The sequence below is a fragment of the Micromonospora sp. 15K316 genome (assembly GCF_004348525.1).
Taxonomy (GTDB): domain Bacteria; phylum Actinomycetota; class Actinomycetes; order Mycobacteriales; family Micromonosporaceae; genus Micromonospora.
The window spans coordinates 1-20,477 of record NZ_SMKG01000105.1 but is presented as its reverse complement, the minus strand read 5'-3'; the positions used below and the strand labels follow the sequence as shown (position 1 = coordinate 20,477).

The window sequence follows — 20,477 nt, the reverse complement described above, 5'->3', positions numbered from 1 at the left end:
CGCCGACACTCGTCCCCTGGCCCTGGGCGATCGTTTGCGTCCACCCCACCCCCGTTCCCACCTCCGCGACGTTACGGTCAGGGATTGAGGTCGGCGCGGGCGATACCGCTCTGCGGATCGCAGGGGTACGACAAGTGCTGGTGCACCATCAACCAGTCGTCCCCCACCCGGCGGAAGACGCGCGTGCCTCGCGACCACGTCTCGGCCGATTGTCCGTCCGGACCCCCGACCCGCACCCGATTCAGTCCCCACGCGACGGCGAGGTCGTCGTTGGCGATGACGCTCATCTCGGGCACCTGCCAGGTCACCTCACCAGGACCGGCATCGAGGCCGGCCGCACATACCTGCCGGACCTGCGCCAGGCCGACATACTGCAGCGGCGTGACGTGCTCGTACGAGACCACATCGGCGGCGATGTTCCGCATCAATCCGTCGAGATCGGCCGCCGCCGTGCGGTCGAACCAGCGCTCGTGCAGGGACCTGATCTCCCGCACGCTCGCCGTGCCGTCGGGCGCTTCCGCCAGCGGGAACGAGTGGTGCTCGTGCGCGACCACCCACCGCCCGGCCTCCTTGCGCAGACCGAGGGTGATCCGCAGCCGATGGTCCGGACGACGGGCGAGATCCTCGGGCGAGCCGCATCGTAGGAGCACGTGGGCGAAGGCCACGTCCACCCCGGCGGTCACCTGGAGGTCGACGATCTCGAAGATCGCGCCGTCGGCGAGCCATCGGAAGAACGGCGGCCAGCTGTCGCGGTAGGCGTCGATGCCTCGAACTCCGTCCTGTGGCGGCGGCACGTCGAACATCACGATGTCGTCGGCGTGGTCGGCGAGGACGCCCGGCAGGTCCCCCGCTCGGATCGCCGCCGCCCAGCGCTCGATGAGTTCGGTGACGAGCTGCTCGTCGGCTCGGTGTCGCTGCACAACCATGTGTGCCTCCCTTCACCGGTAGAACCCGGCGGAGGAGGTGAATCCATCGCACTCCGGCAACCTGATACCTCAGGTGCTCCCAGCAGACAGGAGCGCAGGTCGAATGCGGCGAAGTCCACGTCGAGAAACGACACGACCTCCGCGATGCCGTCGCCGCGCAGGGTGAGCACGTCGAGACCGCCGGGCAGGTACACCCCCTGCTCCTCGTTCCAGAGGTAGGTGCCGAACGCGAGTTGACCATTGGCTGCGGTGGGGACGAACCGCCAGCGACAGGTCAGGGGGCCGCCGAGGAGGAATTCGCGGATGGCCTCCCGGCCGGCGAACCAGGCCCGCACCGGCGGCATGGAGTACCTGGCGTCCTCGGTGAGCATCGTGACGATGGTGTCGACGTCGCCCGCTTCCCATGCCTGCGCGTACCGTCGGGCCAGGTCGCGGACCGCCGCGTCGCCCAGCTCGTGCATCGTCGCCCGCTGCGTCGTGGTCGGGAGTGCCGGGTGGAGCTGTGCGCGGGCCCGCTGCATGGCGCTGTTGACCGCCGCCACGCTCGTGCCGAGCTGCTCGGCGACCTCGCGGGCCGTGAAGCCCAGGACCTCGCGCAACAGCAGCACCGCACGCTGCGTGGCGGACAGCCGCTGCAACGCGGCGACGAAGGACAGTTCGACGCTCTCGCGCATGACGGCCCGCGGCTCGGGGCCTGTCACGTCGTCCGGACAGGGCTCCAACCAGGTCACCTCGGCGTCGTCGCTGACACGGAGATCGGTGGGAAGTTCCCGGCGTCCGCGCCGTTCCAGCATCGACAGGCAGCGGTTCGTCGCGATCCGGTACAGCCATGGCCGTATCGATCCACGTGCCTCGAACCGGTGGAGCGCCTGCCAAGCGCGAACCAGTGTTTCCTGCACGGCGTCGTCGGCATCGTGGACCGAGCCCAGCATGCGGTAGCAGTGCGCACGCAGCTCGCCGCGGTGCGGACCCACCACAGCAGCGAACGCGTCCGCGTCGCCGGCCTTGGCCGCGGACAGCAGGACCGCGTGGGCATCCGACACCACGAGCCGATCCTTGCACAGGTACTCCCCGCACCCACGGCTGTGAGTCTTCGCCGGCATCGACGGCTTCCTTCGCGCCTACGATCTCAGTGGCGGGAACCGATGGTCGAGATCGGGTTCAGCCGGTGGCGACCGTCATGCAGCCGGGAAGTAGGCAGCCAGCTTACGGCGCAGGTGAGCCGAGTAGACGAGCCCGAGCAGTGGGGTGCCGCGAAAGGCGACGGCGTTCCCCGTTCTCGCGTCCACCACCACCGGACGCGCCGCCGCCGCGAACCGGACATGCTGCTTCTGCCGGGCCCAGGCCAGCGCGCGCGGCTCGATCTGCGTGCCCACCAGCGCGGGGAACACCGCGACTCCGGTCTGCATGCCGCGCAGCTGCCCCTTGCGAGCTAGCACGTAGTCGAAGGCCGAGTCGGTGAACTCCTCGATGGCACTCTCGGTGATCAATGTCGTCGGCGCGGCCACGGTGAACAAATGCAGCTTGGTGGCCATCCAGCGCATCTTGAAGTCGGCGCGGTAACCGACGAGCACCGGCAGGCCGCCCCAGTCTTCGGTCGTCACCTCGCAGCCGTCGGCCTGCAACCGATGTCCGGTCGTCTCGATGTACGCCCGGACGCTCTCCGTCGCGCTGGTGTCCATCCTGTTCCCCAAATCCTTCGCCCGGCTGTCCTGTCGGTCGATTCAACACCATCGCCGCGCTTGGCAGCGGGCTGCGTTTCGTGGGCAGCGGCAACGGACCTGGATGCTCGCGCAACCACCTCACTGGAGAACGGGCCGGACGACGGCGGCGTTCGTCACGACCCGCCGGTGAGCACGGACCCTCGAGCCTCGGCCCGGCCCTCGTCCCGCGCCTGGGCGAGGAGTCGCGCGAGCCGCCGCCGGCGTCGCCGCGCGATGGTGCGGTAGGCGAGGACGAGCGCGACCAGGAAGAGCGCGACGGCCAGTTGCGGCCAGGGCAGCACCCAGAGCGTCACGGTGGACGACCCGCGCCTCACCTCGGCCCCGGTCGCGTCGCCGGCGAGCACGGAAGGGATCACCTCCACGGTCGTCCGGACCGGCCCCAGCCCCCACACCCCGGCGACGCGGGCTTCGGCTCTCCTGGTGCCGCCGGGCAGCAGCTCCGCGACTTCGGCCCGCGCACCCGGTTCGGCCAGACCGAAGAGTTCGGCGGCGGTCACCCGGCCGCCGCCGGTCACCGCGACGTTGCCCTCGTTGGTCGCGGTGTACCTGACGTGCACGGTGCCGGCCGAGAACGGGTTCCAGGAGCGCTCGTAGCGGGCCGTCAGGTCGCTGATCGCCAGGGCCGCCGCGACCGTGCCGGTGGCGCGCATCATGACCCGGAACCCGACCCGGCTCTCGACGGCGACCGTGCCTCCCCCGCTGGTGACGGTCGCCGCGATACCCGCCGGGTGGTCGCCGGGCGTGGCGTCGCGCGGCACGGTGATGGTGAACGGCACCACCGTCGTCTGCTTCGGCCCGACGGTGACCGTCTTCCGCACCTCGATCCAGGTGCCGCCGTCCACCGACTCCTGGCCGGACGGGAGCATGTTGAACCGCCCCTTGTCGGTGAGGTACCCGTCGGCCGCCTTCAACGCGAACACCACCGGAGCGTCACTGAAGTTGCGCACCGCCAGGTGCTCGGTCACCACCTGCCCGGGATCGAGGGTGACCTCGACCCAGCGGCGGCCGTCCGGCCCGTTCTCGTCGGCCGGTTGCACCGCCCAGGTCACGGTGGGACTCGCCGGCTGCGCCAGCGCGCCGCCGGGTGCGACCGGCACGGTGACGAGGAGCGCGGCCGGCACGGCGAGCAACCGGCGCAGCATCCCTGGCGTGGTTCGCGTCATGACGAGTCCTCCGGGCAGCGGGGGTGGCGGTGGGGGCCGCTGCCGCACGGCCCCCACCATGCTTCTACTCGAAGAGGGACAAGGTCAACGTCGAGGTGTACGACCCGGCCGCGACGTCCGCCGGGGTCCGCAGGAACAGGTCGGCGTCGACCGAGTAGGCGTCACCGGCCACGGCCCCCGAGTCGAACGTCGACACCAGCAGCTCCTGGTCGACGAGGCCCACGTTGTTCCCCGGCTGGGTCGGCTCGTCGAGGACGGTGACCACCTCCTCCCCCTCGGTGACCAGACCGGTGTCGCCGCCGTCGATCAGCCGCGGCTTCCAGCCCAGGTGCCCGGCGCTGATCGGCGCCTGGCCGGCGCCGCCGACGAAGTCGGTGGCACTGCCCAGCACCGCCCACGCCGCGTTGTCGGGCACCTCCTCCGGCGTACGGGTGTCCGTGACCGTCACCGTCGGCAGCTCACCGACGAACTGACGCACCAGCAGGGTCGAGCCGTCCTCCGCCAGCGCCACCGAGTCACCGGCGACCGACATGGCCAGCACTCCGGGCTCCGTGATCTCCTCGATGTCGACAGTCACCTGCACGTCGGCGCTGTCGCCGGGCTCGGCGAGGACCGGCGACTGCAGCGCCACGCCCCCCGCCAGCACCGCCCCCGCGGCGCCCGCCGCCACCAACCGCTTCCGATTCCATCTGGTCATCCGATGCTCCATCGTCCGTAGTCGTTACTGGGTTTGCAGGGTCAGCCGGCGCAGTCGACGCCGGGATACTCGGCGGTGCGGACCGTCGTCACGTCGGTGCCGTCGATCGACCCGCTGACGCGGACCGTCGCCGAGCCGGCCGCCACCGAGGTCGCCCGCGCGGCGAACGACTGGTAGGCGTTCGCGCCCGCGGTGACGTCCGTGAAGGCGCGCTCGCCGTAGGCGGTCGCCAGGGCGACGTCCACCGGCGCGTCGTGGTCGTTCCGCGCCTGCACCGCGACGTACGCCTTGCCGGCGACGCACCGCGTCTGCGCCGTCACGGTCACCGGCAACGCGGGCGGGACTCCCGGATCGTCGGCGAAGACCCGCCAGTCGGTGATCGCCACCGCCGAATAGCTGGTGCCGTTGCCGTTGGCCCGGATCGTGGCGCGCACCCTCGGCGTGACGACCGGGTCGAAGGTGACTGTGTTGAACGCGGTGGTGCTCGTGCCGTACGGGGACGGGTTCGGGACGTCGTGCCAGGCCGAGGCGGCCTCGTCCCAGTACTGCAACACCCACCCGTCGGGTTCGGCGACGCCGTCGCCGGTGCCCTGGTCGGCGTCCCGCCAGAACTTCAGCTCGGCGCCGGTGAGCCGCACCGGACGGGACCAGTCGTACTGGACCCACTGGGTCGCCGGGCGGGTGCCGGACCAGGTGCCCCAGATCTGCGCCTGGCTCGGGTTCGACGGGTCGGCGCCGTCGTTGAGGGCGGTGACGCTGTTCCAGCCCGCCGTGTAGGAGGCGGTCGGCGTGCCGATGGGCGCGATGTTGCCGGTGAGCGGCCCGGAGAGGTCCGCCGGGATGGTGACCGTCTTGGCGGTCTCCAGGTTCCCGGCCGCGTCGAGCGCGCGGAACGACACGGTCTGCCGGTCGGCGTCCGGCGCCGCGACGGGACCGGTGTAGGCGGTCCACGCGCCGGTGCCGACGGCGTACTCGATCCGGGTGACCCCGGAGGTCGCGTCGCTCGCGGTCACCGTGACCGTCCGGGCGTCGCCGTCCACGGCGGCCGCGCTGACCGGTGCCGTGGCGTCGACGCGTACGCCGAGGTCCGCGGCCGGCGAGGTGTTGCCCGCCCGGTCGGTCGCGGTCGCCGTGACCGTGTGCCGGCCGTCCCCGGTGACCGTCACGTCGACGGACCGCACGTCGCGCGCGGCGACCGGCTGGCCGTCGTCGACCCGCGTCTCGATGCTCATCCGCCCGCCGCGGTCGTCGACACCGGCCACCCGCACCCGTACCGCGGACCGGAACCAGCCGGCGCTGCCGGCGCTCCCGCTGGGCGTGAGCGTCACCGTCGGCGCGGTCTCGTCACCGTCGGTGTCGTCCGGGGAGATGACGGTGACCTGCGCGGTGACCCGCCCGGCGGCGTAACCGAGGACGGTGCCCTGGACGGTGAAGGTGCGGGGCGCGGCGACGTCCTCCGGCCTCACCGGATCCCAGAGGACCGGCGTCCGCAGCGTCTCGTCGCCGAAGGTGACGGGAACGCTGTCCGGCAGTTGGGTCTCCCCCACCTCCACCGTGATCGCCGGCGCGGTGACGGCGGACTCCGGCTGCGCGGCGAGGATCTTCCACTCCTCGACCGCCACCGCCGAGTAGGTGCTGCCGTTGGTCGACGCGTCGAACACCGCGCGGACCTGCGTGGTGGTGACCGGGTCGAAGGTGGTGTCCTGGAAGCCCCGGGTGCCGGTCGGGAAGCCGCTCGGGTTCGGCACGTCGGCCCACTGCCCCGTGCCGAGGTCCCAGTACTGGATCCGCCAGCCGGCCGGCGCCGCGACGCCCACGCCGCTGCCCTGCGGGCTGTCGTTCCAGAACTCGATCTGCGAGCCGGAGATCCGCATCGGCTGGTCCCAGGTGTACTGCACCCACTGCTGGGGCGGGTTGTTGCCGGTCCAGGTGCCCCACATGTCCGGCGGCAGCGGGTTGGGCCGGACGATCTCGTCGTTGAGCGCCTTCACCCAGTACTGGGTGGGCACGGGCTCGTTGGAGACGGTGACCCGGGCCGCCTGGGCGATGTTCGGCCGTGGGGTGAGGTCGGGCCCCCGCACCGGCGTCGGGGTGACCGGCTTCATCCGTGGCGGGTTCTGCGTGTCGTCCCACTCCACCGGGTCGATGGCCACGGACCGGCGGAAGTGGCCGCCGCCCACGGCGTCCGCGGTGTGGTACGCGATGTACCAGGAGCCGTGGAACTCCAGGATGCCCGGGTGGCTCGTCGTCGAGGAGACCGGCCGCAGGACGGTCCCCCGGTAGGTCCACGGCCCCTGCGGCGACGACGCCGTGGCGTACGCGATGCAGGCGTGGTAGTTCGCCGGCGTGCACTGCGAGGTCGGTCCGGCGTTGTTCCCGGCGTACGCCAGGTAGTAGGTGTCGTGGCGCTTGAAGGCCCAGGCCGCCTCGAAGAAGCCGGTCAGCCCGGTGACGGAACGCGGCGTGGTGACCGGGGTCTTCATGTCCTGCGCGAGTTCGATCATCCGCAGCTGGCTGAACGAGCCCCACCAGAGGTACACCCGCTGGTTCGGGGCGGTGCCGTCTACGAGGATCGTCGGGTCGATGTTGTGGATGGTGTTCGGGGTGGGCACGCGCTGGGAGATGATCGGCCCGCCCGCGTGGTCGGTCCACGGGCCGGTCGGGCTCTCCGAGACGGCCACCCCGATCGCGAACTTGTCGGACGCCGGGCTGTCCCGCTCGTGGATCGGGACGTACCAGTAGTAGCGGCCGTCGACGCCCCGGACCACCTGTCCCGCGTACGCGCGCCCCGGGGTGGCCCAGTCGAAGACCTGTTCCGGACGCATCAGCGACGGGTGGTGGGTCCACTCCCCCGCCTCGACGTCGGCGGTCTGGAACGCCCCCCACTCGTTCATGATGAAGTCGTTGGTGGTCGTTCCGGCCTCGTCGTGGCCGGTGTAGATGTAGAGCTGGTCGGTGCCGCTGCCGTTACCGGGGGCGCCGGCCGGCACGACGATCGGCGCGGGGTCGGCCGAGTGGTAGCTGCCGTCGCCGAGGATCGGATTGATCGTGTTGGTGAAGGTGTACGGGTCGGCCGCGTAGGCCGGGGCGGCGACCCCGACCAGGCCGCTCGCGACGAGCCCGGCGACCGCCGCCGCGGCGGCCGCCCTGCCGAACCGGCGCGACCGCCGGGACGTCGGTGGGGCGCCGCCGCGCACCACGCTGGTGTTCACGGTGTCGATCTCCTCACTGTCGGGCCGGAGGGTGGCGGCGCCGGTACGACGCCGCCACCCGTGAAGGGCTAGTCGCAGCTGAGCGCGCCGAACGGCGCCTCGACCTGCTCCGTGACCGGCGCTCCGTCGACGGTCCCGGTGACCTTGACCGTGGCGGTCCCGGCCGGCACCGACACGGCCCGGCTGGTGAACGCCTGGTACGCGGACTTGCCCGGGGCGACGTCGGCGACCGTGCGCGACCCGTACGGCGTCACCAGCTCGACGGTGAGCGGCACGTCGTCGGCGTTGCGCGCGGTCACCAGCACGTAGACCTTGCCGCCGGTGCACTGGGTGCGGGCCTGCACCTCGACGTCCCAGGCGGGGTCCGGTGGCGGGTCGCCCACGGTGAGGGTCAACGTGGTCCGGGTGGTGCCGGCCTCGCTGACGTACTCGGGCAGGATCAGGTCACCGATGATCGTGTAGCGACCGGGGGTGTCGACGACGCTCTCGTCGAAGTTCCAGTCGACGCCGATGGCCTGGTTGTCCCGGGAGCCGTCGTTGTAGGAGACCTCCACCTTGTCCGGGAGGTAGGGCAGCTCTCCCACCTCGACGGCCTGCTCGAACGTCTCGGCTCCCTGGATCGAGATGCCGCGTGGCGCGGTCTCCGGCCGCACGTAGACGCGGGCCTCGGCGATCAGCCCGTAGGCGTCGTTCGTGCCGTAGACCACGAACGGCTCGACGTTGGTCTCCGCGACCATCTCGGGCGTGATCGGCTGCCAGTTGAACGCGACGTCACCGCGCGCGCCGCTGGCGTAGACCGCGTCGAGGGTGCCCGGCAGGGTCGGCACCTGCCCCACTGTGGTGCGGATGAGCACCGGCGAGCGCACCGAGTCGACGGTCTCGCCGTTGGCGCGCCAGCGCAGCACGCCCGTGCCCGCGCCCTCACCCATCACGCCGAAGATGCGGATGCGCAGGTAGCTTGTCGTGATCGGGGTGAACTCCAGGCGGTTGTACCTGTTGGTGGCGAGCGCGTCGGCGTACGCCGATCCGTTGGTCAGCGTGACCGGCGTCCAGGTGGTGCCGTCCGCGGAGCTCTCGACGGCGTACGTGGTGCCCGTGGGCCGGCGGGTGCCGCCGTTGTCGTCGTACCAGTAGACGTCGGTCGAGGAGAGCCGCACCGGCGCGTCCCACCGGTACTGGATCCACGCCGCCCGTTCGGGGCTGGTGCCGTTCTGCGGCTGGCCCCAGTTGCCCCAGCCGTTCCCGGCGCCCGGGTTGGAGCTGCTCGGCGTGCTGCTCTCGTTGACCCGCTGGTGGTTCTCCCACGACGCGGTGCCGCTGGTGGTGATCGTCGCCGAGCGGCCGAACTCCGCGACGACCTCCCGCTCGGCGAGGGTCACCGCGACGGTCGCCTCCGACCGCTTCGCACCGTCGTCGGCGTGGAGACGGAACACGTAGTCGCCGGGGATCGTGCCGGTCACCCGGGTGGCGAGGGCCTTCGGGTCGGCGAAGATGACGCCCGCGCCCTGCGGCGCCGAGACGGTCTCCCAGCCGAAGGTGAGTTCGCTGTCGTAGGGGATGCCGTCGTCGGTCGCCGTACCGACCAGCCGGGTGGAGAGGTTGCCGTCCGCCGAGCCGTCCCGCGCGGCGGTGACGACCGGCGCCTGGTTGGAGACGTCCGGCACGTCGCGGCCGGAGTCGAAGACCTGGATCTCGGGGATGGCGGTGGAGAAGGTCGGGTTGTTCGTGAACGCGATGCGTAGCTTGTTCGACGTCACGCCGTGGAAGAGCGCCTCGTTGAACTTCGCCGACGGAACGGTGGGGTTCTTGAACTGGTTCGGCACCTCCTTCCAGCCGCCCTCACCGTCGGGCACCTGGATCCACCAGCGCGCGGGCTCGCGGTAACCGCCGGCCTGCCGGTCGCTGACGAAGAACACCTTGACGTTGTCGAAGGACCTGGCCGAGCCCAGATCGAGTTCGACGTAGCCGTTGCGGTCGGTCGTGCCGTAGTTGCCCCAGTACGGCTCGTTGGCGGTGACGCCGTCGGTGACCGCGTTCAGCGACACCGGCCGCTCGGTCTCCTTGATCGCGCCGGGCGTGTAGTTCATCGAGGTGGTGCTCCAACCGGGCGTGTGGAACTGCCGCCACGGGGTGGGCCGTACGCCCTGCTGGGTGTACGACGAGCTGAGTCCGGCGCCCGCCGCCAGGTTCGGCGCGTCCTCGGTGAGGTCGACGCCGGCCGTCTTGAGGTACGCGACGACCCGGTCGTCGGAGATCGGCGTCTGCACCGCGCTCGGGAAGTCGGTGCCCTCGTCGGCGGTGAAGGTGACGGTCACGCCCTCCTCGGCCTGGACCTGGTTGGTGTTCGGGTCGTAAGTGAGCTTGCCGAGCTTGTCGGCGCTGACCTTCTTCTCCCCGTTGAGGAAGAGGCTGTACCCGACGCCCAGGCCGTACTCGCTGCCGTCGGGGTCCCAGACGACTGTGACGTCCTGCCCGTGGTACCGCAGGTTGTTGACCATGAAGTGGTCGTAGCCGAACCGGATCGGCCAGAGTTCGATCTTGTCGTCGGAGCGGGGCTGGATGCCCGCCATGTCCTCGACGAAGATGTAGTTCATGTTGCCGAGCATCACGTGGTTCGGGTTGTTGCGGTTGTAGGTCTTCGTGGTCGGGTTCCAATTGGAGTAGTACTCCGCCTGGTTCGGGGCGCGCAGGTCCGCGTTCGGGTAGATGCTCCACGCCATCCAGTCGAGCAGCCGCTTCGCGTAGGCCGGAGTGATGTACTTCTGCTCCGGGTCGTAGTGGCGCAGCGCCGACCGGACGCCGCGGTACTGCACCGTGAAGTTGATGTTGGAGAAGTTGTTGGAGCCGCCGATCCCGTAGGCCGTCCGGTCGTACTGGTTGGCGGTGTAGAACGGGAAGATCGGGAAGTTGTCGCCGTAGGTCAGGAACCGGAACCCGTCGACGTAGGTCTGCCACTGGTCGAACGGGATGAGGTTCTCGGCGTAGACGTCGTAGAGGTTCGACTCCCGGGCCGGAATGAGGTCGCGCGACGACGCGGGCAGCGGGTTCGGTCGCCCGTTGGCGCTGGCCGCGCTGCTGGCTCCGTGCGAGGTGCCGGCGAGGAACATCCGCATGTCCGGGCTCCACAGCCGGTCGAGGATCGCGTCACGGATCTCGTCGGCGCCGGTCGCCAGCTGGTCGACCTTCGCCTGGTCGGCGCCCGCGATCTGGTAGAGCTGCCGGGCGGCGTCGAACGCCCCCCACACGTACGCCGACTCGGGACGCTCGATGGTTCGCGCCCCGGGCGCGCCCGCGTTGGACTTCGGGAAGCCGAAGGTGATGGCGTCGGCGTCGTTGCCGGGCATGTAGTTGGTGTCGTAGGCGATCAGCTTGTCGTCGTTGCCGTCGTAGTGTTCGAGCTGGCCGACGCCGTCGCCCTCGAAGTAGCCGGCGAACTTCCGGGCGATCTCCTTGCCACCGCCGTGCACGTTGTACGCCTCGAGCCCGGCCGTGCCGAGGTACTGCGAGTAGTGGTTGTTCCAGCTGGTGTGCCCGGGGCTGTCCAGGAAGGCCGACGAGCCGGAGAGTTCGCCGATGTTCAGCACCTGGCCGTACGGCAGGTACGGCGTGCGCAGCCACTTGGTGTCCTGCAGGTGCATCGGCTGGGTCAGCGCGACGGCGTTCTGGTAGAGGTTCACCCCCTCGATCGTGGTCGGGTACTGGTAGACGTGGCCGGAGGCGTTGGCGTCGAGGGTGTTGTACCGCTCCCCCCACCACCGGTAGACGATGGCCTTCTCCAACGCGGGATCCGGGACGTCGATGTAGGGGACGTCCTGCGCCCAGCGGCGGTTGAACTCGGTGACACCGGTGCGCACCGCGTCGGCCGGCGAGAGTCCGGCGTACTCCTGGTAGCTCTCGACCGTTTCCGGCAGTGTGGCCGAGGAGACGGCGCCGACCACCGACAGCGCCACCGAGCCGCCGGCGGGCACGGTGATCTCACGGTCGAGGTTGGTTCCGGTCCGGGTGAACCCGGCGCCGGTGACGTCGACCTTTATCGAGTTCCAGGCGGTGTCGACGAGTCCGTTGTTCGAGCCGCTGGTGATGGTGCGGGTGCCGGTGAGCTCGGCCGCGCCCGTTCCCGCCTGGGTGGCCAGCGGCGACGCGGCGCGGACGGTGAACGTGGCCGGGCCGTCGCCGGGGTTGCGGAAGGTGATGGCGGTGACGGCGACGTTGTCGTACGTGATGAACTTGGTCAGGTCGGCGGTGACCCCGGTCGCGCCGATGGTGTACCGGCCCTTCGCGTGGCTCGGCGCGTTGAACCGGTTCGCGTTCACCTCGGTGACGGTCTGCCCCGGCACCGTGACGGTGTAGAGGTTGCCGAGGTTGTTCGGGCCGCCGACGTACGCGCTGCCGGCGAAGCCCATCACGGTGAAGTTGTTGTTGCTCGCACCGCGCATGTACAGGGAGCGGCCCCGGGTCATCAACACCGCCGAGCCGATAGCTCCCTGGACGCCCAGGACGCGGTCGAGGTAGTAGTCGGTGCCGCCGGCGGCGAGATCCTTCTCGAAGATGGACTGGTGCATGTTCCCGGCTGTGAAGGGCACACCGGGCTTGAGCTGCTCGGCGACGTCGCCGACGTTGCTGTAGACCGGGTCCCCGATCTCCATGACGTGGCTCTGCCCGTCGGTGTAGACCCCGACGTCACCCTCGTTGCCGGGTAGGACCGGGCCGTCGGCGTGGGCCGGGGATCCCACCCCAACCGTTCCGCCCATCACGAGCGCGGCCAGGGCGACCCAGAGGGGCGCCCTCCTCACGCGTCTACGGCTCATGTTCCTTCCTCCTTGTCGTCGGTGCGGCTGGACTGCTGGGGAGGCCGTGCTGCACCTCGGTGGTCGGTCTCGCGCGGTCTGGCGTTGTCGTTGCGGGAGGAGGTGGACGATTTTGTTAGCGTTAACATCCGTGGGCGTGCACGGGCCGGTCGGGCGCCGGCGTCCGGCGCGCCGGTTCAGCCGGTTCAGCCGGTTCGGTCGGCTCGGTCGGCTCGGTCGGCTCGGTCGGCGAGGATGGGGAGCCAGACGCGCATCGTCGAGGGCCCCCGGTTCGCCCACGCGTGGTACTCCACCAGGGCCACCCCGTCGAGCGCCTCGCCGACCACGGGGGTCGAGTCGCCCCGCTCCCGGTGGTAGGGCCAGTCGTGGGCGTCCGGGTGCACGCGACGGCAGCGGACGGTGACCCTGCCGTCCACCAGGCGGGGCGGCTGGTCGACGTCGACACGAAGCTCGTCGACGCTCCCGGCGACGGGCACGTCCACCGACTCCAGGGCGAGCACGAGCGGTCCCCGCTCCACCGCGACACAACCCCGGACCGCGTCGATCCGAGCATCCGGGTAGGTGAACCGGGGCGCCACCGGCAGGGACAGCACGACCTCCTCGCCGCGTCGCCACCGCCGGTGCTCGGTGACCAGCCCCGGGCCCACCGGCCGGCGGTCGCCGTCGACGGTCAACGTCGCACCGTGGGCCGCCCACTCGGGCACCCGCAACGACAGCGACCAGGGGCGCTCGTCGTCGCCGTCGATCCGTACCCGGACATCCCCGTCGTACGGGTAGCCGGTCGCGATGCTCACGCTCACGTCACGCCCGTCGGCGAGCCGGTGCGCGACCGTGGCCGGCATGTACTGATGAAGCTGCAGGCCCTCGTCGTCACAGGTGGCGACGTACGCCGAGAGGCTGGCCAGCGTCCGGGCGACGTTCGTCGGGCAGCAGGAGACCTCGAACCAGGGCGCCCGCAGCGAGGACGCCGCACGGAGGCTGGGCCGATCGGCGTCGGGGAGGGTGCCGAGCTCACGGCGGTGCAGCGTGTTGGTGTAGAAGAAGCTCCGCCCGTCCGCCGCCGGTGACGTCGACACGACGTTGAACAACGTCCGCTCGATGAGGTCGGCGTACCGCGGATCACCGTCGGCGAGCAGCAGCCGCCACGCGAGCATCACCGAACCGACCCCCGCGCAGGTCTCCGAGTAGGCGCGGTCGGGCGGCAGCACCCAGTCCCCGCCGAAGGCCTCGTCCTGGTGGCGGGAGCCCTGCCCACCGGTGACGTACGTACGGCACGCCACCGCGTTGCTCCACTGGGTGCGCACGGCCTCCAGCAGGCTGGCGTCCTTCAGCTCGACGGCGACGTCGACGGCGCCCGCGGCGAGGTAGTTCGCCCGGACCGCGTGCCCGCGCAGCACCGTCGCCCGCCGGACGGGGAGGTCGTCCTGGAAGTACTCCCGACCGAACTCGACATCGCTGAGCCGGCCGTGCCCCCGCCGGTCGACGAAGAGCGCGGCCTGGGCCAGATAGCGGTCGTCCCCGGTGGTCCGGGCGAACTCCACCAACGCCGTCTCGATCACCGGATGCCCGCAGATGCCGTCGATGCCGTCCGGCCCGAACGTCTCGCACACGTTGTCGGCGGCGCGGCGGGCCACCTCCAGCAGCCCGTCGTCCGCGCCGGGACACGTCCGGGCGCGGGCCACCGCGGCCTGGAGCAGATGACCGACGCAGTAGAGCTCGTGGCCCCATTCGAGGTCGGACCAGCGCGGTGCCTGCCCCGGTCCGCCGAAGTTCGTGTTGAGGTAGCCGTCGGGCCGCTGCGCCGCCGCCACCCGCCGGACGACGGTTCGGAACCTCGCCTCGAGGTCGGCGTCCCCGCTCCGGCCGATCTCCCACGCCATCGCCTCGAGGAACTTGTAGATCTCCGAGTCGGAGAACTCCCGCCCACGGCGGCCGCCGGCCAGGTCGCCCCGCGCGGCGAGGTCGAAGTTCCGGAGCCAGCCCGCCCGCTCCAGCCAGTACTCGATGTGGGCGAGGGTCGCGGTGGCGTTGACCGACTGACGCCCGGCCCAGAAGCCGCCGGTGACCCGGACGGCGTCCAGTCCGAGCGGCCGGAGCCGGCCGCGGACCGGCAGCACGGGCGCGGCCGTGGATGCGGTGCCGCTCATGGTCATCCCTTCAGCGCGCCGGACATGAAGCCGCGCACGTAGTGTCGTTGGAGCAGCAGGAACAGCACGATGCACGGGAGGGCGAGCACGACCACGCCCGCTTCGGTCGCCCCGTAGTCGACGACACCCTGGACCTGGCCGCGCAGGTTGGAGACCGCGAGCGGAAGGGTCATCCGCTCGGAGTCGTTGATGAGGATCAGTGGCGCCATGAAGTCGTTCCAGGCGGCGAGGAACGCGAAGAGCCCCACGGTGATCAGGCCCGGCTTCACCGCGGGAAGCAGCACCCGCCACAGCGCGCCGAACGACGAGCAGCCGTCGACCAGCGCGGCCTCGTCGAGTTCGCGGGGCACCGCCTCGAAGGAGATGCGCATCAGGAAGGTGGCGAACGGCAACTGGAACATGGTCAGCACGAGGGCCACCCCGACGAGCGAGTTCTGCAACCCGACCTCGTTGAGCAGGACATAGAGCGGGATCAGCAACGTCGCGTACGGAACCATGAGGATGGCGAGCGTGAGCAGGAACAGGAGGTTCCGGCCGGGAAAACGGAACCGGGCGAAGGCATACCCGCCGAGCAGGGAGACCAGCAGGGTCAGGGCGACCGTCAGCAGGGAGACCAGTGTCGAGTTCGCGAGGTATCGCCAGATGCCGGCCTGGTAGTTCGCCAGCGTCTCGTAGTTGCCCAGCCCCCAGCCGTCCACCTGGTTCGTGCCGGCCTGCGGCGCGACCGACGCCACCGCCGTCCAGACCAGTGGCGCCAGGAAGATCAGCCCCACCGCCCCGGTGAACACCCAGTACGGCGTGCGGAGCGCGATGCCGGCGACCGTGACACCGTTCGACCTGGCCGGGGCCGTCGGCGCCGTGCCGGGCGCGGCCGGTTCGTCGGCCGTGGCGGGGCGGGAACGGAAATCGGCGACCATCGGTGTCACCTCTCCTCGGTCCGGAACGCCCGCAGTTGCAGGGCGTTCATCACGATCAGGGCGAGCAGCACGATGACCGAGAGCGCCGCCGCCACCCCGAGGTCGTTCTGACCCTGGAACGCCACCATGTAGATGAGCTGCACGACGGTGATCGTGCTGTTGTCCGGGCCGCCCTTGGTGAGGATGTAGAACTGCTCGAACGCCAGCAGCGAGCCGGTCACGCAGAGCACGGTCGTCAGCGCCAGCGTCGGACGCAGCAACGGCAGGGTGACCTTCGTGAAGGTCTGCCACCGGCTCGCGCCGTCCGAGCGGGCGGCCTCGTACACGTCCGCGGGTATGCCCTGCAGGCCGACGAGCATGAGCACCATGTAGAAACCGGCGTACCGCCACACGATGAGGAAGGTCGTGGAGAGCAGCGCCGCGGTCGGTGAGCCGAGGAACGTGAAGCCCAGGCTCTCCATCACGGGTGCCAGCGGGCTCGCGTACGGGGAGTAGAGCACGTAGAACAGCAGCGACGCCGACGCCAGGCCGAGCGCGCTGGGGATCAGGAAGGAGGCGCGGAGCAGGCTGTTCCACCGGCTCGACTCCTGCACGAGCAGCGCCAGTCCCAGCCCGAGCGCCAGCAGCAGCACGGTGGCGAGCACCGTGTACTTGACGGTGAACACCACCGAGTCGGTGAAGAAGCGGTGGTCGACGGCCTTGGTGAAGTTGTCGGGGACGTTGATCCCCTGGTCCCCGGTCAGCAGCGGCCACCTCGACAGCGACATCTTGACGACCAGCAGCAGCGGGACGACGAAGAGCGCCCCGACGAAGACCGCCGTCGGTGTCGCGTAGAGCCAGCCGAGCAGGCCCCGGCGACCACGACGCCGGGCGTGGCCCCGCATCGCCGCACTGGGCGGGCGAGACGGTGCGGTGACTGTCATCAGGACCTTCCGTTTCTCCGGTGCGGGGGACCGGTCGAGCGACGGTTTCCGGGGTGGCATCGGCGTCGCGGGCGCGTGCCGTACCTGCCGACACCCGCCCGCGACCGCCTCGGCTACTGCTGGAGAACGGCGGTGATCTCGCCGTTGTCCTTCTGCAGATCGCCGCTACCGGTGAGCACCTGGTTGCGGATGAGGGTCAGCCAGGGGCTGCCCGGCGCGTTGAACGCCTGCTGGAAGTTGAGCGCGACGGGCGTGTCGCCCTTGCCGGCCACCTCGTTGATGGTGACCAGCCGGGGGTCCTCGGCGGCGTACTTGTTGCTCGCGAGGTCCGAGCGCGACACCACGTCCTTGTTCTTCGCCAGCACCTCGACCTGCGCCTGCTCGGACATCATCCAGTTCAGGAAGTTCCAGGCCTGGGCCGCCTTCTTCGAGTCCTTGGAGACGCCGATGCCGTCGCCGCCGACGAAGGTGGAGGCGCCGCCGTCGGGGCCCGGGATGCCGGCCACGCCGACGTCGAACGGTGTCGAGGAGAGCAACGTCGCCGGGTAGAACATCAGGCCGACCTTCCCCTCGGTGAACGCCGCGGTCCACGTCGGACCGGTCTCACCCTCGGAGGCGGGCAGGACGGCACCGGACTTCCACAGGTCGTTCCAGGTGCGGTAGACCTGCTGCGCGGTGTCGTCGGCGAGCTTGGCCTCCTTGCCGTCCTCGCTGAGCACCTCGCCGCCGCCGGCCCAGATGGAGGGGAACCAGGTGAAGACCAGGCAGCCGCCGCAGTTGAGCCCGGCCGCCGTGCCGTAGACACCCTCCTTCTTCATCGCCTGCACCGCCTTCGCCGCGGTGGCGTACTCCTGGAGCGTGGCCGGCGCCTTCTCCGGATCGAGCCCGGCCTCCTTGAACAGCTGCTTGTTCCAGAAGAGCATCGACAGGTCCAGGACGAACGGCAGGACGTGCGCTTTGCCGTCCACCGTGCCGGCCGACAGGTGCCCCTTGTTGATGGAGTCCTTGAAGGCGAGGCCGTTGATGTTCGCGCTGATGTCCTGGAACAGCCCCTGGTTCACCCAGTTCGGCACGTAGACGATGTCCGCGGCGAAGAGGTCCGGCAGACCGTCCGCGCCGGCCGCCGCGCCGACCTTGGCGACGTAGTCGTCGTTGGGTACGACTGTCAGGTTGACCTTGTTCTGGTGGCTGGCGTTGTAGGCCTCCACGAGGAGCTTCGCCTGCTTCTCCAGCGGCGCGCGGGTCCACATGGTGAGCTCGCTGCCGTCGTCGACACCCTCGGGTCCCGCCTCGGCGGCGCTCGAGCCGGCCGGCTCGTCGTCGCTGCACGCGGCGGCACCGAGAGTCAACGCCGCCACCAGGACTGCTGCCATGGAACGCAGGGCGGTGCGCCTGCCCAGGGCCTTCCTCATGATTCCTCTCCTCGGGGTCTATGGATCAGAGGGAGCCGCAGCGCGGTCCCCGGGAATGTGGAAGCTCGATCCGGTGGTGCGGGTCGTGTTCTGCGATCGGCGGGATCACGCCTCCGCCGGGCGTCGCTCCGGCGAGCAGGGGCGGGCGATCCCTGGTCGCGCGGCCACCGTGCGTGCGGCTCGTACCAGTCATCTCGCACCCGCCTCCCGCCGGATCCGGCGCGGCTCGCGCATCGATCGTCACCGCCGCGCCCGAGGTGATGGGTATCACTGTCCGCCGCTAGCGTGTCGCACGAAAACGATTTCGGCAAGGTGTCCAACGGGTAAAACAAGAGCGGCTTTCGGCGGCCCGCCCCACCCGCTCGGTGTCGAGTCTGGGCACTACGCCCGCGCCCGAACGATAGATTGCGCGCCGCCCGTACGCCTGAAATCTTTGCGAAAGCCTTTCGGCGACGGCCATCTCGGCCCGGGTCGGCCCGCAGAGCGGCGCCTTCAAGGAAGTCGGGGTGTCCCGCCTAGCCGGACACCCCGACTTCCTTGATACCGAGTCGATCAGCGCCCACGCCGTACTCGGCGGTCGGCACCGCTCACCGTCCGGGCTTCAGGAACCCGGCCCGGACGGCGGCTTCGACGACGACTCGGCCAGGTAGCCGGCGGCCTGCAGGTCGAACAGTTCACGGTAGAGGCCGTCCTGCGCCATCAACTGCTCGTGGTCGCCCTGCTGGACCAGCCGTCCGTCGCGCATCACGAAGATCTGGTCGGCGTGCCGGACGTTGGCGAGCCGGTGGGTGATCAGAATGACCAGCCGGTCGGGCTGACGGCGCAGGTTCTGGAACATGGCGTGCTCGGCCCGCGCGTCGAGGGCGGCCGACGGCTCGTCACAGACCAGGAGCTGCGCGTGCCGGTAGAGGCTGCGCGCCGCGACGAGCCGTTGCCACTGGCCGCCGGAGAGGTCCTGGCCGTTCTTGAACTCGCGGTCGAGGAGGGTCTCGTACCCGTACGGAAGGTCGAGGATCATGTCGTGCGCGGCGGTGGCCCGCGCGGCGTCCTCCACGCTCGGCCCCGCCTCGTGCGGCGGCCGGTCGTAGCGGCCGATGAGGACGTTCTGGCGGGCGGTGAACGGGAACTTCCACCAGTCCTGGCTCATGACGGCGACGTGTGAGGCGAGGCTGACCGGATCGAGTTCGCCGGTGTCGGTGCCGTCCCACCGGATGACGCCGGAGGTGGGCCGGTAGAGGCCCGCGATGAGCTTGGCGAGGGTGGTCTTGCCGGAGCCGTTCTCGCCGACGAGCGCGACGACCTGACCACGGTGCACGGTCAGGCTGACGTCGTCGACCGCGAGGGTCTGCGTGCCGGGATAGCTCAGGCTGACCCCGTCGAGATCGATGGTGTCGAAGCCGGTGGTGGACCTGCCGCCCCCGGGCGGGGTGCGCAGCCGGGCCCGGTCGAGGAAGTCGCGGTAGTCCTGGTAGTAGAGGGCGTCCTCGTACAGCGAGTTGGTGGCGAAGACGGCCATGCCCAGGCTGGTGTGCGCGGCCTGCAACGCCAGCAGCGCGGTCGCGGCGGCGGCAAGGGCGACCCAGCCGGCCAGGAGCAGGCCACCGAGCACGGCGTAGACGGCGAAGGTGGCCAGCCCGGCGCCGGAGGCGCCGAGGACCCGGGTGGTGGTCTGCGCCCGGACGAGGTCGAAGTCGGCCCGGGTCTCGGCCTTCATCATCCGCCGGTACTCGTCGAGGAGGAACTCGCGCATCTGGTACGTCCGGACCTCGACGGCGGTGTGCCGGTTGGCCATCAGGTTCGCCAGCATCCACATACGACGGCGGCGGGTGATGCGGGCCAGCAGGTTCAGGTACTGGCGGCGGGCGATCCGCACCGCGGTGATCGCCTGCGGCACGGCCGCGAGGAGCAGGCAGGGCAGCAGGATCGGCTGGATGACGGTGACCGCGGCGGCGGTGGCGAGCACACCGACGACGCCGGTGATCAGGTTGACGGTGCTGTCGACGATCGAGGCGGCCTCGCGCATCCCGCGGTCGCGGGCCCGGTCCATCTCCTCGGCGAACCCGGCGTCGTCGAACGCGGCGAGGTCGACGGCGGTGGTGGCCTCGAACATGCGCAGCTCGACCCGGTAGTTGATCTGCGGGATCAACCGGGCCTGCGCCCAGCCCGCGGCGATGGTCAGCCCACCGCGGGCCGACACGGCCGCCGCGGCGAGCAGCAGCGCCGGCAGGGCGGCGCGGACGCGGTCCGGGGTGGGGCCGGCGGCGAAGAGCTTGGTGAGCACGCTGGTGGTGGCGAGCAGCCCGAAGGTGGTCATGACACCGGCGGCGATGTTGAGGCCGATCGAGGCGACCGTGTCGAACCGGTTGGTCGCCCACGCCACGCCGATCGCCTCCCGGACGATGCGGGGCAGGCGGCGGGCCACCGCCCAGAAACCCGTCTGGGCGACCTGGCGGGCGTGGTGCATCCAGTCGGGATCTTGCAGTTCCGGCAGCACCGGCCCGGCGTCCGGGTCGGTCGCCTCCTCCGGGTCGGAGGTGTCTCTTATACA

At 70.7% G+C, this 20,477-nt stretch carries 11 protein-coding genes and 1 pseudogene; all 12 read right to left on the bottom strand.

From position 1 onward, the window contains the following. Positions 1 to 77 precede the first annotated feature (77 nt). The 12 genes and pseudogenes from E1211_RS19690 to E1211_RS19635 all read right to left on the bottom strand — a co-directional run bounded on the left by E1211_RS19690 (position 78) and on the right by E1211_RS19635 (position 20,474). Complete coding sequence (locus E1211_RS19690) at positions 78 to 926, bottom strand: SgcJ/EcaC family oxidoreductase (protein ID WP_132350475.1); 849 nt, start codon at positions 924 to 926, stop codon at positions 78 to 80. A 95-nt stretch (positions 927 to 1,021) separates the two neighbouring features. Further along, positions 1,022 to 1,990: pseudogene (locus E1211_RS19685) on the bottom strand (sigma-70 family RNA polymerase sigma factor); the annotation flags it as partial. Between the two features lie 114 nt (positions 1,991 to 2,104). After that, positions 2,105 to 2,608, bottom strand: a complete 504-nt coding sequence (locus E1211_RS19680) for a levansucrase (protein ID WP_132350474.1) — start codon at positions 2,606 to 2,608, stop codon at positions 2,105 to 2,107. Positions 2,609 to 2,763: 155 nt separating this feature from the next. Continuing rightward, complete coding sequence (locus tag E1211_RS19675) at positions 2,764 to 3,813, bottom strand: WxL protein peptidoglycan domain-containing protein (protein WP_132350473.1); 1,050 nt, start codon at positions 3,811 to 3,813, stop codon at positions 2,764 to 2,766. A 64-nt stretch (positions 3,814 to 3,877) separates the two neighbouring features. After that, the gene (locus E1211_RS19670; RefSeq protein WP_132350472.1) at positions 3,878 to 4,510 is read right to left on the bottom strand and encodes a hypothetical protein; all 633 of its coding nucleotides are present in this window, start codon (positions 4,508 to 4,510) and stop codon (positions 3,878 to 3,880) included. Between the two features lie 41 nt (positions 4,511 to 4,551). After that, entirely contained in the window at positions 4,552 to 7,731 is a 3,180-nt protein-coding gene (locus E1211_RS19665; protein ID WP_132350479.1) for an OmpL47-type beta-barrel domain-containing protein, read from the bottom strand. Between the two features lie 59 nt (positions 7,732 to 7,790). Beyond that, positions 7,791 to 12,530: a discoidin domain-containing protein gene (locus tag E1211_RS19660; RefSeq protein ID WP_243709604.1), complete on the bottom strand. Its 4,740-nt coding sequence runs from the start codon at positions 12,528 to 12,530 to the stop codon at positions 7,791 to 7,793. A 185-nt stretch (positions 12,531 to 12,715) separates the two neighbouring features. Further along, a complete protein-coding gene (locus tag E1211_RS19655; RefSeq protein ID WP_132350471.1) occupies positions 12,716 to 14,677 on the bottom strand; it encodes a glycoside hydrolase family 127 protein in 1,962 nt (653 codons plus the stop codon). A 2-nt stretch (positions 14,678 to 14,679) separates the two neighbouring features. Then, positions 14,680 to 15,594 (bottom strand): carbohydrate ABC transporter permease, encoded by a 915-nt coding sequence (locus tag E1211_RS19650; RefSeq protein WP_243709603.1) that lies wholly within the window; start codon positions 15,592 to 15,594, stop codon positions 14,680 to 14,682. Positions 15,595 to 15,599: 5 nt separating this feature from the next. Then, a complete protein-coding gene (locus tag E1211_RS19645; protein ID WP_132350470.1) occupies positions 15,600 to 16,517 on the bottom strand; it encodes a carbohydrate ABC transporter permease in 918 nt (305 codons plus the stop codon). Positions 16,518 to 16,630: 113 nt separating this feature from the next. Further along, a complete protein-coding gene (locus tag E1211_RS19640; protein ID WP_132350469.1) occupies positions 16,631 to 17,929 on the bottom strand; it encodes an ABC transporter substrate-binding protein in 1,299 nt (432 codons plus the stop codon). Positions 17,930 to 18,530: 601 nt separating this feature from the next. Further along, positions 18,531 to 20,474, bottom strand: a complete 1,944-nt coding sequence (locus E1211_RS19635; protein ID WP_132350476.1) for an ABC transporter ATP-binding protein — start codon at positions 20,472 to 20,474, stop codon at positions 18,531 to 18,533. Positions 20,475 to 20,477: the final 3 nt, after the last annotated feature.

Coding starts and splice junctions, on each gene's coding strand:
- E1211_RS19690 (WP_132350475.1), bottom strand. CDS start 926: ATGGTTGTGCAGCGACACCGAGCCGACGAGCAGCTCGTCACCGAACTC.
- E1211_RS19680 (WP_132350474.1), bottom strand. CDS start 2,608: ATGGACACCAGCGCGACGGAGAGCGTCCGGGCGTACATCGAGACGACC.
- E1211_RS19675 (WP_132350473.1), bottom strand. CDS start 3,813: ATGACGCGAACCACGCCAGGGATGCTGCGCCGGTTGCTCGCCGTGCCG.
- E1211_RS19670 (WP_132350472.1), bottom strand. CDS start 4,510: ATGACCAGATGGAATCGGAAGCGGTTGGTGGCGGCGGGCGCCGCGGGG.
- E1211_RS19660 (WP_243709604.1), bottom strand. CDS start 12,530: ATGAGCCGTAGACGCGTGAGGAGGGCGCCCCTCTGGGTCGCCCTGGCC.
- E1211_RS19655 (WP_132350471.1), bottom strand. CDS start 14,677: ATGAGCGGCACCGCATCCACGGCCGCGCCCGTGCTGCCGGTCCGCGGC.
- E1211_RS19650 (WP_243709603.1), bottom strand. CDS start 15,594: ATGGTCGCCGATTTCCGTTCCCGCCCCGCCACGGCCGACGAACCGGCC.
- E1211_RS19645 (WP_132350470.1), bottom strand. CDS start 16,517: ATGACAGTCACCGCACCGTCTCGCCCGCCCAGTGCGGCGATGCGGGGC.
- E1211_RS19640 (WP_132350469.1), bottom strand. CDS start 17,929: ATGAGGAAGGCCCTGGGCAGGCGCACCGCCCTGCGTTCCATGGCAGCA.